The sequence below is a fragment of the Hahella sp. CCB-MM4 genome, from assembly GCF_002260525.1.
GTDB lineage: Bacteria > Pseudomonadota > Gammaproteobacteria > Pseudomonadales > Oleiphilaceae > Hahella.
On the sequence record NZ_MRYI01000017.1, the window covers coordinates 18745 to 32786 of the forward strand.

General features: G+C 51.0%; 14 protein-coding genes. 12 read left to right on the plus strand and 2 right to left on the minus strand.

Annotated features, from left to right (window positions below):
• Window positions 1-100 precede the first annotated feature (100 nt).
• Window positions 101-751, plus strand: coding sequence for a YitT family protein (locus BTA51_RS22795; RefSeq protein WP_094711399.1), 651 nt, complete (start codon window positions 101-103; stop codon window positions 749-751).
• Between the two features lie 72 nt (window positions 752-823).
• Here the strand turns inward: BTA51_RS22795 and BTA51_RS22800 are convergent, their stop codons facing one another.
• The gene (locus BTA51_RS22800; protein ID WP_094711400.1) at window positions 824-1309 is read right to left on the minus strand and encodes a GFA family protein; all 486 of its coding nucleotides are present in this window, start codon (window positions 1307-1309) and stop codon (window positions 824-826) included.
• Window positions 1310-1333: 24 nt separating this feature from the next.
• Entirely contained in the window at window positions 1334-2281 is a 948-nt protein-coding gene (locus BTA51_RS22805; protein WP_210404903.1) for a sterol desaturase family protein, read from the minus strand.
• Between the two features lie 293 nt (window positions 2282-2574).
• Here BTA51_RS22805 and BTA51_RS22810 point away from each other — a divergent pair, with 293 nt between their 5' ends.
• From BTA51_RS22810 to BTA51_RS22860, 11 genes are all read left to right on the plus strand, one after another.
• Complete coding sequence (locus BTA51_RS22810) at window positions 2575-3057, plus strand: DUF6484 domain-containing protein (protein ID WP_094711401.1); 483 nt, start codon at window positions 2575-2577, stop codon at window positions 3055-3057.
• Window positions 3058-3071: 14 nt separating this feature from the next.
• A complete protein-coding gene (locus BTA51_RS22815; protein WP_094711402.1) occupies window positions 3072-3533 on the plus strand; it encodes a DUF4150 domain-containing protein in 462 nt (153 codons plus the stop codon).
• Between the two features lie 23 nt (window positions 3534-3556).
• Window positions 3557-4609: a DUF2169 domain-containing protein gene (locus BTA51_RS22820; protein ID WP_094711403.1), complete on the plus strand. Its 1053-nt coding sequence runs from the start codon at window positions 3557-3559 to the stop codon at window positions 4607-4609.
• A 3-nt stretch (window positions 4610-4612) separates the two neighbouring features.
• Window positions 4613-5950, plus strand: a complete 1338-nt coding sequence (locus tag BTA51_RS22825) for a HEAT repeat domain-containing protein (protein WP_094711404.1) — start codon at window positions 4613-4615, stop codon at window positions 5948-5950.
• Between the two features lie 210 nt (window positions 5951-6160).
• Entirely contained in the window at window positions 6161-6895 is a 735-nt protein-coding gene (gene phnR, locus BTA51_RS22830; RefSeq protein ID WP_094711405.1) for a phosphonate utilization transcriptional regulator PhnR, read from the plus strand.
• A gap of 170 nt (window positions 6896-7065) precedes the next feature.
• Window positions 7066-8094, plus strand: a complete 1029-nt coding sequence (locus tag BTA51_RS22835; RefSeq protein ID WP_094711406.1) for a putative 2-aminoethylphosphonate ABC transporter substrate-binding protein — start codon at window positions 7066-7068, stop codon at window positions 8092-8094.
• A 127-nt stretch (window positions 8095-8221) separates the two neighbouring features.
• Complete coding sequence (locus tag BTA51_RS22840) at window positions 8222-9301, plus strand: putative 2-aminoethylphosphonate ABC transporter ATP-binding protein (RefSeq protein ID WP_094711407.1); 1080 nt, start codon at window positions 8222-8224, stop codon at window positions 9299-9301.
• A complete protein-coding gene (locus tag BTA51_RS22845) occupies window positions 9298-11040 on the plus strand; it encodes a putative 2-aminoethylphosphonate ABC transporter permease subunit (RefSeq protein WP_094711408.1) in 1743 nt (580 codons plus the stop codon). Before BTA51_RS22840 ends, BTA51_RS22845 begins: the two co-directional genes overlap by 4 nt.
• The gene (locus BTA51_RS22850; protein ID WP_094711409.1) at window positions 11037-12167 is read left to right on the plus strand and encodes a 2-aminoethylphosphonate--pyruvate transaminase; all 1131 of its coding nucleotides are present in this window, start codon (window positions 11037-11039) and stop codon (window positions 12165-12167) included. The genes BTA51_RS22845 and BTA51_RS22850 overlap by 4 nt, the downstream gene beginning before the upstream one ends.
• Window positions 12164-13048, plus strand: a complete 885-nt coding sequence (gene phnX, locus BTA51_RS22855; protein ID WP_094711410.1) for a phosphonoacetaldehyde hydrolase — start codon at window positions 12164-12166, stop codon at window positions 13046-13048. The genes BTA51_RS22850 and phnX overlap by 4 nt, the downstream gene beginning before the upstream one ends.
• Window positions 13045-13968 (plus strand): DMT family transporter, encoded by a 924-nt coding sequence (locus BTA51_RS22860; protein WP_094711411.1) that lies wholly within the window; start codon window positions 13045-13047, stop codon window positions 13966-13968. The genes phnX and BTA51_RS22860 overlap by 4 nt, the downstream gene beginning before the upstream one ends.
• The last annotated feature ends 74 nt before the right edge of the window (window positions 13969-14042 follow it).

Consider the following 14042-nt stretch of genomic DNA (forward strand, 5'->3'; position numbering starts at 1 on the left):
AAAGTTGCTTATCCGGTTCAAAGCTGTTGGTCGGCTTTTTTGGTGATCCCAAAATGCCGACTAGCTGGTTAAGAGCGATCCTCAAAAACCGGAGTATTCTATGCTGTCTAATTGGAGAAAAAGCCTCGCCATTATTGAAGGGTGTGGCTTGGTTGCACTGGGTCTGTTTTTTCTGAACAGCGCCCATCTACTGGTCAGTGGTGTGGCAGGTTGGGCAATCATTCTAACGCACTGGGTGCCACTTAGTTTCGGTTCGTGGTTCTTTCTACTGAATTGTCCTTTCTTCTTATTATCCTGGTTTGCCCTCGGCAAGCAGTTCACTTTTACTTCCCTGTTCGCTATTGCATTTGTCAGCCTGCTGACGGACGGCCTGTTAAGCGTAATGTCGGTAGAGACCATTCCACAATGGCTGGCCGGGATCATGGCCGGTGGACTGATCGGTGCAGGGCTGACTTGGGTCATGAGGCAGGGTGCATCGCTGGGTGGCGTCAATGTCGTTGCTGTCTGGGCCGAACATCGCTACGACCTTCACGCGGGACAGACGCTATTTGCTGCGGATTGTGTTGTGGTCATTTTCGGTGCCTGGGTATTTACCTCATGGGAATTGATCTGGTCGTTACTCGGATTCATTGTTCTGAGCTGGACTGTGGGTCGTTACCATGAAAAATCCCCTCCGCAACGGCAGCAGGGATCAGGGCCATCTAAATCTCATAATTTACGCCCCTCACATAAAAGAACGCTCCCCACATAATAGAGTGCTCCCCACATGATAGAACGCTCCCTGTATATCAAAGTATGCGCGCCGCCTTCTCCCGATTGTGGCTCACTTCTCAAGATTCAGCCGTTGATGCCAATCAGCAATAGACTCATCCGGATACTCTTCAAACTTCCGGTCACGGCTCTCAATATGCGGTTCAACCCAGGGAGCCTTGTATTTGAGCATCAAATGCGTTCGTTCAGGGGGAATGGGTAAATCCGAATCAATGGCTGATGCAAACGGATGGACCAACTCAGGCCATCTGGGATCCCATACCCATAAGGCACTCCCACAATGACGGCAAAAATGTCGTTGGGCGGGACTCTGTGTGACGCTCCCGTTATCGTCCTCAATTTCTACCTGATAGACACTCAAGTACTCCCTTCCCTCGACCTGGAGTGAATCGAAATCACCACTCAGGTTGATAGCGTATCCGCCGCCACCTGCCGTTTTACGACAAATGGAGCAATAGCAATAATTAAACGGGTAAGGATGCTTGGAGTGCAGGGAAAATTTGATTTTACGGCAGTGGCAAGAGCCTTCCAGTAGCATTTGTCCTCCGGGTCGCAATTCTTTTCAGGATTGTGAGCGTTTAATTTCAGTGATCCGGTTCAGGGCCGCGCAATCGCTTGATTCCAAGCCTTCGCCAATATTTGAACCAGAGTCCTGATCAGCCAAAGACTCTTTCCATTCCGGAGGCCCAAACAAATGCATCAACCGGTGTCGCCAGCATATTCCTCTGGCAAAGGCATCACGGAACATATCCTGCCATTCATGGAAGCTTAACCGCAATGGGTTGTGAGTATGAATCTGCCTGACGATGCCATATTCGCACGGGAGTTCCGGTAACTCCTCCACAAAGGTACCAAATATTCTGTCCCAGATAATCAAAGTCCCGCCGAAGTTTTTATCGATATACCGATCGTTACGAGCATGATGTACCCGGTGGTGAGAAGGTGTATTCAGAATAGTCTCCAGCCAACCAAGCCTGTCCACAACCTGAGTATGAATAAAAAACTGATAGGCCAGACTGAGCATCACCATGGCAATGGTCTGTTCGGGTGAAAACCCCAACAAGAGGAGCGGCAACCAGAAAACCCACATCCCGGAAACCGGATACATCAAACTTTGACGGAACGCAGTCGACAGATTCAGACGTTCCGAGGAATGGTGCACAACATGAGCCGCCCAGCACCAGCGAATCCGATGGTGGGCGCGATGGAACCAATAATAGAGAAAATCCTGAAGCACAAACAACAGAACGAAACTCCACCAGGTATCGGGAATTTCAAAAAGACGAAAATCAAAGATCGCCTGATAGATGAGGATGACTCCGAGCGCGGTCAGCGCATCAGTCCCCTGGTGCATCAGGGCCAGAGTCGCATTGGAAATAACATCGCTCCAGGAGTATCTCGCCAGAGGATACTGCGCCTGTTTGTCGCGCAAATACCATGCCTCAAGGATAATCAGGCCGACAAATACCGGTCCAAGGGCAAGCAGAATTAACTGGCTGTCAATTTTCATTAATCGAGTATCCGTGCTTCTTATTATTTTATTGATTCATTGTCAGGTCAGATTAACACAGTTAATCAAAATTCCAGGTCTCAGGAATGAAAATGGCGCAGTTTTCATGCAATATGTCGCAGCTTCACAATCCCTGTTCAAAACAGCTAAATCTTTGATTATGTGAATGACGGTTTATTGTGACTTTTGTCGCTATAATCTAACGAGACTATGATTAAGTGAGTCGATAAATCCTGTATTTAGGGTTGACGCAACTTGCTTACCTGGACACCGAAAGCCAACGAGACAGTAGCATGGGTGAAATCAACGAACTATTCAAAATGGAACCGGAAACCTCACCAAGCCCGATGGTCGGAAAGCTTGTGGAGGTGGATGACGAGGGAAGAGCCATTGTCGATTTTAAAGGCAATACGTCAGGGCCTCTCGTAGCCAGGACCACGATTACAATTCCTCCCAGCCAGGCAATCGCCGGACAAAGGCTATTGCTGGTATTCGAAGACAATCGCTATGATCAGCCGGTAATTATCGGTATTGTTAGTGATCGCCTTGTTGCCAACGCGGATCAAACGGTGACGCTACCCAACGGGGTACCTGATGCGGCCGTGATTGACGGAAAGAAGGTATTGTTTGACGCCAAACAGGAGATTCAACTGGTGTGCGGCAAAAGCAGCATCCTTCTCCGAGCCGACGGCAAAGTGGTAATCAAAGGGAAGAACATTCTCAACCGCGCCCAGGAGAGTAACAAAATCAAAGGCGCGAGAATCGGTATTAATTGATCAGGGGTGATTAAATGGGAGTTACTGTAGGTGTAAACCAGATGTCTGTTGTCCACAAAGACAGTGGCGGCACGACAATCGCGTTTCCGGACGTTTGTAAGACGCCAACGCCCGGAGGTCCTGTCCCCATTCCCTACCCTAATATCGCCATGTCCTCCGATACGGACAAAGGCACCAAAAAGGTCAAATGTGACGGCAATCCTACATGCGTCAAGGATTCCAATTTCAAAATGAGTACCGGAGATGAAGCCGGAACTGCCGGTGGCGGCGTCGCCAGCTCAAAAACCAAAGGTAAGGCTGAATTCGTGCTGTATTCCTTTGACGTCAAATTCGAAGGTAAAAACGTTTGCCGGGCATTCGATATCATGCTCCATAACGATAAGAATACGCCGCCTTTCCCGGTCCTGCAGGCGCCGATTATTTCCATCCCCTCAATGGAAACGATAAAGTGTCTTATCTGTGATAAAACTCTTTAAGCCGGGAATAAACAAGCAAATACATGTCGCATCCTGAGATAGATAACCGAACTCCCTTTGCTGCGGAAGCTCTACCCCACAACGACGAAAATTTTCGGCCGGTGTACACCGTCCTGCTGAAAGCCACCTACGATATCGTAGACACTGGTCAGTTGCGTCTCGCTGAAGAACAGCCCCCTTTGTTGCTGGCTGGCGAGTATTACGGTGACCCCGAGACGACAAGTCTGAAATATGAGCCTGAATGTACGTTAACCAAACAGGCAACGGATGTCGTCCTGATAGGCCACGCATATCCTGAATCTCCCCAGCACCGGCAAACCAAGGTGGGAATCCGCATCGGCCCCATTCAAAAAACCGCCATGGTATTTGGCGACAGGGTCTGGGAAAACGGTATAAACCCAACAGCCAGTTTCCCCCAGCCTTTTGAAAAAATCCCCTTGATCTGGGAGAACGCATTTGGAGGGCAGGACTTGCGGGTGGAAAACCCTGATCGCCCGAGCTTTGAAGCCCGCAACCCGATAGGAAAAGGGTATGCGGACAAAAAGCAGCCATTCCCTGAAGGACTTCCACTTCCGAATATCGAAAACCCGGACCATTTGATTCAACACTGGCAGGATAGACCTCCCCCGTGTGGTTTCGGCTTTGTTTCTCCTCACTGGTCACCGCGCAGCGAATATGCCGGCACCTATGATGAGCACTGGGATACCAAGCGAAAGCCTCTGCTCCCGAAGGACTTCAACCGGGCGTTTTTCAATGCCGCAGACTCTGGCCTCCAGGTCCCGGGTTATCTCCAGGGAGACGAAGAAGTCATTATTGTGAATGCTTCGGAGAGAGGACGGCTGGCCTTTCAGCTACCGGGACTCCCGGCTCCGGTGTTTCAAATGAAGTTCCACTTCAGAGACGATGTGGTGGCCGGCACGAACCTGGATACCGTTATCGTCAATACCGACGATCATCAGCTCATCATGTTCTGGCGGGCTTTGGTCCCCACTCCCAGAGGACATCTTGATCTGGCAGAACTCAACATCAAGATACCTGGCGCACAGGTATTGCAACCCAAGAAGAAGGCTAGTTAAGCAATGGCGGTTTCCTTATCCCAGTTCTATCAAGAGCTCTATGTAGAACACCTGGAGGAAGCAGCCTACCTGTATGACTGCCTGGCGCCCTGGAGAGATGACCCGGAAGGCTCCTGGCAGGATTGTAGTGATCTTGAAGCCAGGCTCGAAGCCCATATTGATGCATTGGTCATTGGTGACCAGACAGCAGAAGATATCTTCATCGAAATGCTGGATGATGCGGATGCTGGCACAATATTTACCATTACCTGCGTATTATGCCGGCGTCGACGGACAGCAGCGATAGGTCAAGTCTGGGAAGTTCTTGCGGGAAATCCGGAAGATAAACCAGCAAATGACGGGGGAGAACCGGAAGAAGAGCCTGACGAAGAGCTCATTGCCAAGCTCCAGGCAGTCAGCCTGGCACTGGTTCAGGAATACCCTCGAAAGCTGCACTCCAGACTCGCCAAATTACTCAACAGCCGGCATAGCAATCTGTTACCCATGGTCGCAGAAGCTGCCTGCCGTACAGATTATGTCGACACCAAAGGGGCTGAAAACCTGCTCGCAAACTCACCATCCTGGTACTTGCCTGAAGCCGTTCGCCTATTGGGTAACAATGGACTGCCTGGGCTGAATGACCTCATTTCCCCTTTGCTGCAGCACAACAACCCAACGGTGAGACAGGAAGCGGCAATCGCGTTGTTAAAGCTGGGCAGCGCGGAAGTCATACCTCTGATGCAGAATGAGCTTGAGACTTTCGCTTTGCCACTGGCGCTGGCAGGTGATCACGCTAGCATCCAGAGCCTGATTGATAATCTTTCCCCCGAACAAGCCAGCGTCGAACAACTCTATGTGCTTGGCTTATCAGGCGAACTCAGTGCCGTTAAACCCCTGGTACTGGCTATGTACAATGAGGAGCTAGCTCCTGTTGCCGCCACTGCCTGCCAACTGATTTTAGGAGCCAACCTTTATGGGGAAGTTTTCGTAAAGGAAACTTTCTCAGAAGAAGACTTGTTTCCAGAGGAGCTGGAATCCTTCAAAAAAGGAGAATCCCCCAAGCACCCGGCCGGACAGGACTATGGAGAGAATATGGAAGTAATCAATCCCGATCCTGAAGTCTGGCGGGCCTGGCTGCGTGAAAACAGAGGGGGATTTGATCTGCAGCATAGTTATGTTCTTGGACAGGTCTTATCAAAACAGGCTCTTCTACATGCCATCGTGTTTCCTCGGCTGCCATCAGAACTTCGCCGAAGACTGGCCGACAAACTGGCCATCCAATTCAAAATCCCTGTAAAATCCTTTTCTGTTCGTGATCCGGTCAGATATCAAGTGAAATGGTGGAACTCCATCACAGCCTGACACTCCATCGCAACCTGATAGTTTGCCTATTTACCCTTTACCCTGCTAGGACAGAATAGAAAGGGTTAGGACAGAATAAACAGTGTTAGAACAGAATAATCAGAAAGAATGCGGGATCTGTCACTGTACTGTCATTATTTTGTCACCTAATATTAGCAAAATACGCAAACATCTGGACTAGACCATACAAGCAGAACGGTCCCTTCTCATTTGACCACAAATTCTTTACCAACAGACGGCAATGCCAACCATTATCGTCACCTGGAACAGCATTTTCGCTACCTGATAAATCAGGAGGCTTTGCTACCGGGCGACAAACTTCCTTCTGAGCGGGAAATAGGTGAGCAATTCCGATTAACCCGGATTACCGTCAGGCAAGCTTTGCAAACCCTGGAAGCACAGGGCCTCATCTATCGCCAGAATCGACGGGGTTGGTTCGTCTCACCTCCAGCGGTGATCTATAAACCTGCCCAGCGCAAAAGTTTTGTTGAATATGTCTCCAAACAGGGACTGCATCCTCAGACCGAGCTTATCAGCCAAGAACTGATTGCCGCCGACCAGCAACTTTCAAAACAAATGCAGACGTCCAAGGGAACCCCTCTGTTGAAGCTGCACAGGCGACGTTCCATTGAGGGGCGCCCGGTCCTGATTGAGCACATGATTCTCAACGTCAATCTGCTGTCGGGAATAGAAAAGGAAGATTTGTCCCAATCCCTTACCCGTATGCTGCCAAGATTCGGCCAGACATACCATGCGATGGATCTCACATTTAAATCCACTGCCCTGCCCACCTCGGCAGCCACTGACCTGGGTATTGCCGCCGGTCTTCCCGGACTTCAGATTGAACGCATCAACTATAATGAAAGCGGTGAAATCATCGAAATTGACTATGAGTACTGGCGCCACGATGCCGTCATTATTCAGGTCGGCATCCACGGCCAATAACGTCACACCACATCACCTTAGAAAAATCACGTTAAATCTGCATTTCCTGATATTTCCTCTCCAATTCATAAAAACGTCACAGTTTTGCAATATTTAGGTTTTAGTCTCTAGTTCAAATCTGGTATAGACCAGATATACAACCGCAAAACATCATCCGAGGAGACCCCAGAATGAAACTTAAAGCTGTTGTTAAGCGACTTGCCATGCTTGCTGGAGCTGCCATCTGTTCATTTTCTGCCTACGCGTCACAAACTGAGCTGACTGTTTACACTGCTATCGAAGCGGAGGACCTAAAAAAATACGCTGCCCGCTTCAATGAAGAGCATCCGGACATCAAAATCAATTGGGTCAGGGATTCCACCGGAATCATCACTGCCAAACTTTTGGCAGAGAAAGAAAATCCACAGGCTGACGTCGTTTGGGGTCTGGCTGCGACAAGCCTGATGCTGCTGGACGGCGAAGGTATGCTGCAATCCTACAAACCCAATGGATACGAAAATCTGTCTAAAAAGTTCAGAGACAACAATGCTGATCCCGTATGGACCGGTATGGATGCCTGGATGGCAGCCGTCTGTTTCAACACCGTAGAAGCCGAAAAATACGGCCTGCCCAAGCCCACTTCCTGGGAAGATCTGACTAAACCGGTTTATAAAGATCACATCATCATGCCGAACCCGAACTCCTCCGGCACCGGATTCCTGGATGTCAGCAGTTGGCTCCAATTGTTTGGTGAAGAGAAAGGCTGGGAATATATGGAAGGCCTTCACCAGAATATCAGCCGCTATACTCACTCGGGCTCCAAGCCATGCAAACTGGCCGCCGCAGGTGAAACCCCCATCGGTATTTCCTTCGCGTTCCGCGCCGCAAAGTCCAAGAAAGCTGGCGCCCCTCTAGACATCATTTTCCCTTCTGAAGGTCTCGGCTGGGACATGGAAGCCACTGCCATTGTCAAAGGCACCAAAAAGCTGGCAGCCGCCCAAACCTTAGTGAACTGGACTGTATCGCGTAAGGCCAACGAAACCTATAACGAAGGCTATGCCGTTGTCGCCATGCCCGGTGTTGCCAAACCAGTCGAATATTTCCCTGAGAATGCCGAAGGCCTGATGATCGACAACAACTTTGCCTGGGCCGCATCCAACCGCGAAAACATCCTGGCAGAGTGGCAAAAACGTTTCGACGGCAAGAGTGAAGCAAAATAAGAAATCAGGCTGAATCCATAACGCCTGAACGAAGATACCCCGCCTGATGGCGGGGTTATCGGTGAAGAGCATTCGAGGTTCAGTTCCTGCGAAAACATCGACACTCAATCGCAATGAGACACGACTTATGACATCCCATCCCTACCTGCAGCTGATCGATATTGATCAGTATTTCGGCCATTTCCAGGCTTTGAAAAAAGTATCGCTGACAATAAATGAAGGCGAGTTTGTCTGCTTCCTGGGCCCTTCCGGCTGCGGAAAAACCACTCTGCTTCGGGTTATTGCAGGCCTGGACGAATTAAGTTCCGGACAAATCCTGCAGGCAGGCCGCGACATCACCAATGCACCGGTAAAAAACCGGGATTTCGGTATCGTATTCCAGTCTTACGCGTTATTCCCCAATTTATCTGTCGCCGACAACATCGGTTATGGCCTCAAATCCCGTGGTATGTCCCGCCAGGATCGAATGACACGGATTCGGGAACTACTGTCGGTTGTCGGGTTGGAAGGGAGCGAACAGAAATATCCCTCCCAGCTTTCGGGCGGACAACAGCAACGGGTGGCTCTGGCCCGAGCTCTGGCCACCTCTCCCGGACTGCTGTTATTGGATGAACCACTTTCAGCACTGGATGCGCGGGTACGGGCTCATTTACGTCACGAAATTAAACAGCTTCAGGAAAAGCTTGGAGTCACCACGATTATGGTGACTCACGATCAGGAAGAAGCCTTGACCATGGCAGATCGCATTGTGGTCATGAACCATGGCCATATCGAACAGATCGGGACTCCAGAGGAAATCTATTGCTCTCCCCAGTCGGCCTTCGTGGCTGACTTCGTCGGCGAAATGAATTTCCTCGACGGGCACCTTTGCGAGCACCAGCAGATACAGACCCAGTCACTTCGACTTGATATCAACCAGCGGGGTGAATTCAACCTGAATTCCCAGCTTCGAGTGGCTGTGCGCCCTGAAGATATTCGTCTGCGCCTGAATGGAGATCGTCACAATGTCCTGAACGGTACTGTTCTCGACATTGAGTTTCTTGGTTCCAAAGCACGTTCGAGAGTCGCGGTGAACGGTCACAGTCAGATACTGATCGCAGACATTTCCATGAATGAGCTGACTGAACTCGGACTTAGCAGTGGCCAAAGCGTAGACATTCAACTTCCGCGACATCGACTGCAGTTGTTTGAAAAGGCCTCATCATGAGCATTTCGATCGCCACAAAAGATCAGTCAATGAGCTTCAGAAAACCGGGGGCGCTGTCCCGCCGGAGCACGGATGAGTGGTTGCTTGGCGGCGTCCTGGCCATCGGTATGGTCGGACTCGTGATCGCGGTAGTGGCTCCTCTGTACACCTTGCTGTCAAAGAGTGTACAGAACCACGAGGGTGAGTTCGTTGGTCTGCAGAACTTTGCCACCTACGTTTCCACACCAAGCCTGGTCGGCTCTATAGCCAATTCTCTGACGGTTGCTCTGCTCAGTACTTTGATCGTCACCACTTTAGCCTTCTGTGCGGCTTATGCGATCAACCGTACCCGCTTACCGCTGAAAGGGCTCTTCCGAACCATTCTGGTCCTCCCGATTCTGGCCCCTTCCCTGCTCCCTGCCATCAGTCTTGTATACCTGTTCGGTAACCAGGGAGTACTGAAGGAGCTGCTGATGGGAGAATCCATCTATGGCCCCATCGGAGTTGTCATAGGCTCCTGCTTCTGGACCTTCCCTCACGCATTGATGATTCTACTGACCGCTCTGGCTAACTCCGATGCAAGGCTTTATGAGTCAGCCAAGGTACTCGGTGCTTCACCTTTCCGGACTTTCCTGACGGTGACTCTGCCCGGCGTAAAATACGGCCTGATCAGTACCGCGTTTGTGGTCTTTACTCTGGTCATTACCGATTTCGGTGTACCCAAGGTCATTGGAGGACAATTCAATGTTCTGGCGACCGACATTTACAAACAGGTTATCGGCCAACAGAACTTTGAGATGGGGGCAGCGGTGAGTGTTATCCTGCTACTACCGGCGTTACTGACGTTTATCGCAGACCGTTGGGTGCAGCGCAGGCAATCTGCCGCACTAACCTCCAAAGCGGTCCCCTGGGTTCCCGAAAAAAGAGCGGTGGTCGACAAGGTTTTCACCGTCATTCTGGTCGCACTATCGACGACCATTCTGGGGATCATTGGCATGGCCATTTACGCATCTCTGGTGAAGTTCTGGCCATACAACCTCGAACTTTCATTCAACAACTACCGGTTTGACCTGATGGATGGTGGCGGCTGGGAAGCCTATTGGAACTCCATCCGTATGGCGACCTACACCGCACTGATCGGCACCTTCTTTATCTTCTTCAATGCCTATCTGGTGGAAAAGCTCAAAGGCTTTGTCATTGCAAAATTCCTGTTTCATATGATGGCCATTCTTCCGCTCGCCGTACCGGGGTTGGTATTGGGGCTAGCATACATTTTCTATTTCAATTCACCGGCGAATCCACTGAATGGCATTTACGGTACGATGGCGATACTGGTGGTCTGCACCATCAGCCATTTTTATACGGTCTGCCATCTGACAGCCGTCACCGCACTGAAGCAGATTGATCCCGAGTTTGAAGCTGTCTCGTCATCCCTGAAAGTCCCCCAGTTTATTACCTTTTGGCGGGTTACCCTACCGGTCTGTCTGCCCGCTGTTCTCGACATAGGAATCTACCTGTTCGTTAATGCCATGACCACCGTATCTGCGGTCATCTTCCTGTACTCCTACAACACCATGCTGGCTTCCGTGGCAGTCCTGAATATGGATGATGCCGGCGACATCGCACCGGCAGCTGCCATGGCCGTCATGATCATGTTGACCTGCGTGACAGCAAAACTGGTGCATTGGGCCATCAGCAGAGTTCTGCTGCAACGGACCCAACGCTGGAGAATCAGGGAAACTGAAGGGACAACCTCATGAACCAACCAAAATACTATTTACTGACCCCTGGCCCAATTACCACGACCTACACGGTTAAAGAAGCGATGCTAACCGACTGGGGCTCCTGGGATGACGACTTCAATCAGGTGACCCAAAGCATCCGGTCCGGCTTGCTGAAAGTTGCCAATGCAGAAACCAGCCATGTCTGTGTGCCTTTACAGGGCAGTGGAACCTTCGCAGTAGAAGCTACGCTCGGAACACTGCTGGGGCCAAATGACAAGCTGTTAGTACTGATGAACGGTGCTTACGGTCAGCGTATCGCCAAAATCTGTGATTATCTCAAGCGGCCATATAGCATCATCGACACCGGAGATTATCTCCCTCCGGATCCTGAAGCGGTCAGAAAAGCCCTGCAGGACGATCCCGCTATCACCACGGTTGCGCTTGTTCATTGTGAAACCAGCTCGGGCATTCTGAATCCGGTGGAAGCAGTTGCCGGCGTAGTCAAAGAAATGGGAAGGAAGCTCATCATCGACTCCATGAGCGCCTTTGGAGCTTTGCCTGTAAATGCGGAAGAGTTACCTTTCGACGCATTGATCTCCTCAGCCAACAAGTGTTTTGAGGGTGTCCCCGGGTTCGGTTTCAGCCTGATTCGCCGGGACCTTTTAGAAAACTGCAAAGGTAATGCCCACTCTTTGAGCATGGATCTCTACGATCAATGGGCCTACATGGAAAAAACCGGTCAATGGCGCTATACGCCACCTACCCATACCGTTGCGGCATTCGCCCAGGCAATGCGTGAACATGCAGCCGAAGGCGGCACTCAGGGACGCTTGGCCCGGTATACCCGAAATCGAGACCAGCTGGTGGCGGGCATGAGGAAACTCGGGTTTAAGACGCTCCTGGAAGATATCTGGCTATCTCCCATCATTGTGACCTTCATCAGTCCAGACGATCCGGCATTTGAATTCAAACGCTTCTACGCAGAATTGAAGAAAAGAGGATTTGTCATTTATCCGGGCAAGCTGACTCAGATGGACAGCTTCCGGATTGGTTGTATTGGGCAAATCGACACGCCTGAGGTTTCCCGGCTTCTCTCGGCGATTCAGGAAGTCCTCAGTGTTATGCAAGTTAACTTATCCATCATGGAGGAGACTCTATCATGACTTATGCCTATCAACGCTACTATCGCGGTATGGTGGAGGCAGTTATCTGCGATTGGGCAGGCACCACCTATGATTTCGGATCCATGGCTCCTATCAGAGCATTCCAGGAGCTATTTGCTGGTGAAGGCGTCCCGATCACTCTGCCAGAGGCCCGTGAGCCCATGGGAACGGAAAAACGTGAGCATATTACCCGTGTTCTGAATATGCCCAGGGTCGCCCAGGCCTGGCAGGAAAAGCACGGCAAACCAGCAGATGATCAGGATATTGATCGTCTATATGCAGCCTTTCTTCCCATGCAGATTGCGGCAATCAAAGCCAACGCACAACCTGTACCGGGATTGATGGATACGGTTTCCTGGCTCGCGCAGCACGATATCCAGATCGGCGCTAACTCCGGCTATAACCGGGAGATGCTGGATACACTGGCAGAAATAGCGGCGGAGCACGGTTTCCGGCCTGTCAGCAATGTGAGCGCCACCGATGTCAAAAGAGGACGCCCCTATCCTCATATGAGCCTGAAGAATGCTCTTGAGATTGGCATCAGCGATGTTCGCGCCTGTATCAAAGTCGACGATACGATTCCTGGAATAGAAGAAGGTCTGGCAGCCGGAATGTGGACTGTGGGCGTGGCGATCTCCGGTAATGAAGCAGGACTGTCACTCCAAGAGTGGTCCGCCCTGAATGAGGAGGAACAGAGCCAGGTTAGGTCCCGGGCGAATCGCCGCTTTCGCCATGGCGGAGCCCACATCATTATCGACAGCATTGCTGATCTGCCTCATGCGGTCGTGCAGGTAGAACAGTGGCTGGCTCAGGGGTATGGCCCTGAAACACCGGGACTCGCGGGCGTCACCATTCTGCCGGGAGAGGCCCTTCCTCAGTGACCCTGACGGCGATCATCCTGGTACTGATATCAGCAGTGGCCCATGCGGGCTGGAACTATACCGGAAAGAAGGCCAATCCGACTTTGGCTTTCTTCTTCCTCGTTACCATTGCCGGGTCATTGCTGTTTACTCCTGTTCTGTTCTTTCAGGTGGAGCTGATAAAAGCTTTTGATAGCAGAATCTGGGGGCTGCTGCTATTAACCGGGCTGTTTCAGGCAATTTACCTTTGGGCTCTGGCATCCGCCTATCGTTCAGGAGAAATGTCCATCGCCTATCCGATTGCCCGCTCATCACCCTTGATCATCGTTTGTGTATCCGCCTTTATCCTGGGGGAACGAGAAAGTATTTCCGGACAGGCCATAGCCGGCATCATTCTGATTGTTGCCGGTTGTCTCCTCATTCCCATGAGGAGTTTTTCAGATTTGAGGCTATCCAATTATCTCAATGTCACCACGGCCTTTGCACTGGCGGCCGCCTGTGCCACGTCAGGCTATTCACTAGTCGACGATTCGGCTACGGCCCAAATGAGAGCACTGAATCATCCGGAGACAGGAGCGCCTCTTGCGACACCGGCAGAGATTGCCATGAGCTACGTGGTATTGCAGGGCTATACCTCAACTCTGTGGATGGCGCTCATGACATTCGTTAATCCTTCTACCCGCGCCAATGTGAAACCGCTACTGAGATCTGCGTTCAGTAGCTACATGACCACCGCCGTCCTGATGTTTGGAACCTACGCACTGGTGGTCATGAGTATGGCGTTTGTCAGCAATGTCAGCTACGTCGTCGCATTTCGCCAGGTGAGTATTCCCCTCGGCGTCATGTTGGGCATTGTCGGACTGGGGGAACGCCTATATATCCCCAAAATTACCGGCGTATTCATTACCTTTTGCGGTTTGATTGCCGTGGCGCTGGGCTGACCAGGGAATTGATCGGCCCAGCTCCCCGAACCGTTAAATCCGCTTTTTTATAACCCACCCACCAACACTGAATC

Coding starts and splice junctions, on each gene's coding strand:
- BTA51_RS22795 (WP_094711399.1), top strand. CDS start 101: ATGCTGTCTAATTGGAGAAAAAGCCTCGCCATTATTGAAGGGTGTGGC.
- BTA51_RS22800 (WP_094711400.1), bottom strand. CDS start 1,309: ATGCTACTGGAAGGCTCTTGCCACTGCCGTAAAATCAAATTTTCCCTG.
- BTA51_RS22805 (WP_210404903.1), bottom strand. CDS start 2,281: ATGAAAATTGACAGCCAGTTAATTCTGCTTGCCCTTGGACCGGTATTT.
- BTA51_RS22810 (WP_094711401.1), top strand. CDS start 2,575: ATGGGTGAAATCAACGAACTATTCAAAATGGAACCGGAAACCTCACCA.
- BTA51_RS22815 (WP_094711402.1), top strand. CDS start 3,072: ATGGGAGTTACTGTAGGTGTAAACCAGATGTCTGTTGTCCACAAAGAC.
- BTA51_RS22820 (WP_094711403.1), top strand. CDS start 3,557: ATGTCGCATCCTGAGATAGATAACCGAACTCCCTTTGCTGCGGAAGCT.
- BTA51_RS22825 (WP_094711404.1), top strand. CDS start 4,613: ATGGCGGTTTCCTTATCCCAGTTCTATCAAGAGCTCTATGTAGAACAC.
- BTA51_RS22835 (WP_094711406.1), top strand. CDS start 7,066: ATGAAACTTAAAGCTGTTGTTAAGCGACTTGCCATGCTTGCTGGAGCT.
- BTA51_RS22840 (WP_094711407.1), top strand. CDS start 8,222: ATGACATCCCATCCCTACCTGCAGCTGATCGATATTGATCAGTATTTC.
- BTA51_RS22845 (WP_094711408.1), top strand. CDS start 9,298: ATGAGCATTTCGATCGCCACAAAAGATCAGTCAATGAGCTTCAGAAAA.
- BTA51_RS22850 (WP_094711409.1), top strand. CDS start 11,037: ATGAACCAACCAAAATACTATTTACTGACCCCTGGCCCAATTACCACG.
- phnX (WP_094711410.1), top strand. CDS start 12,164: ATGACTTATGCCTATCAACGCTACTATCGCGGTATGGTGGAGGCAGTT.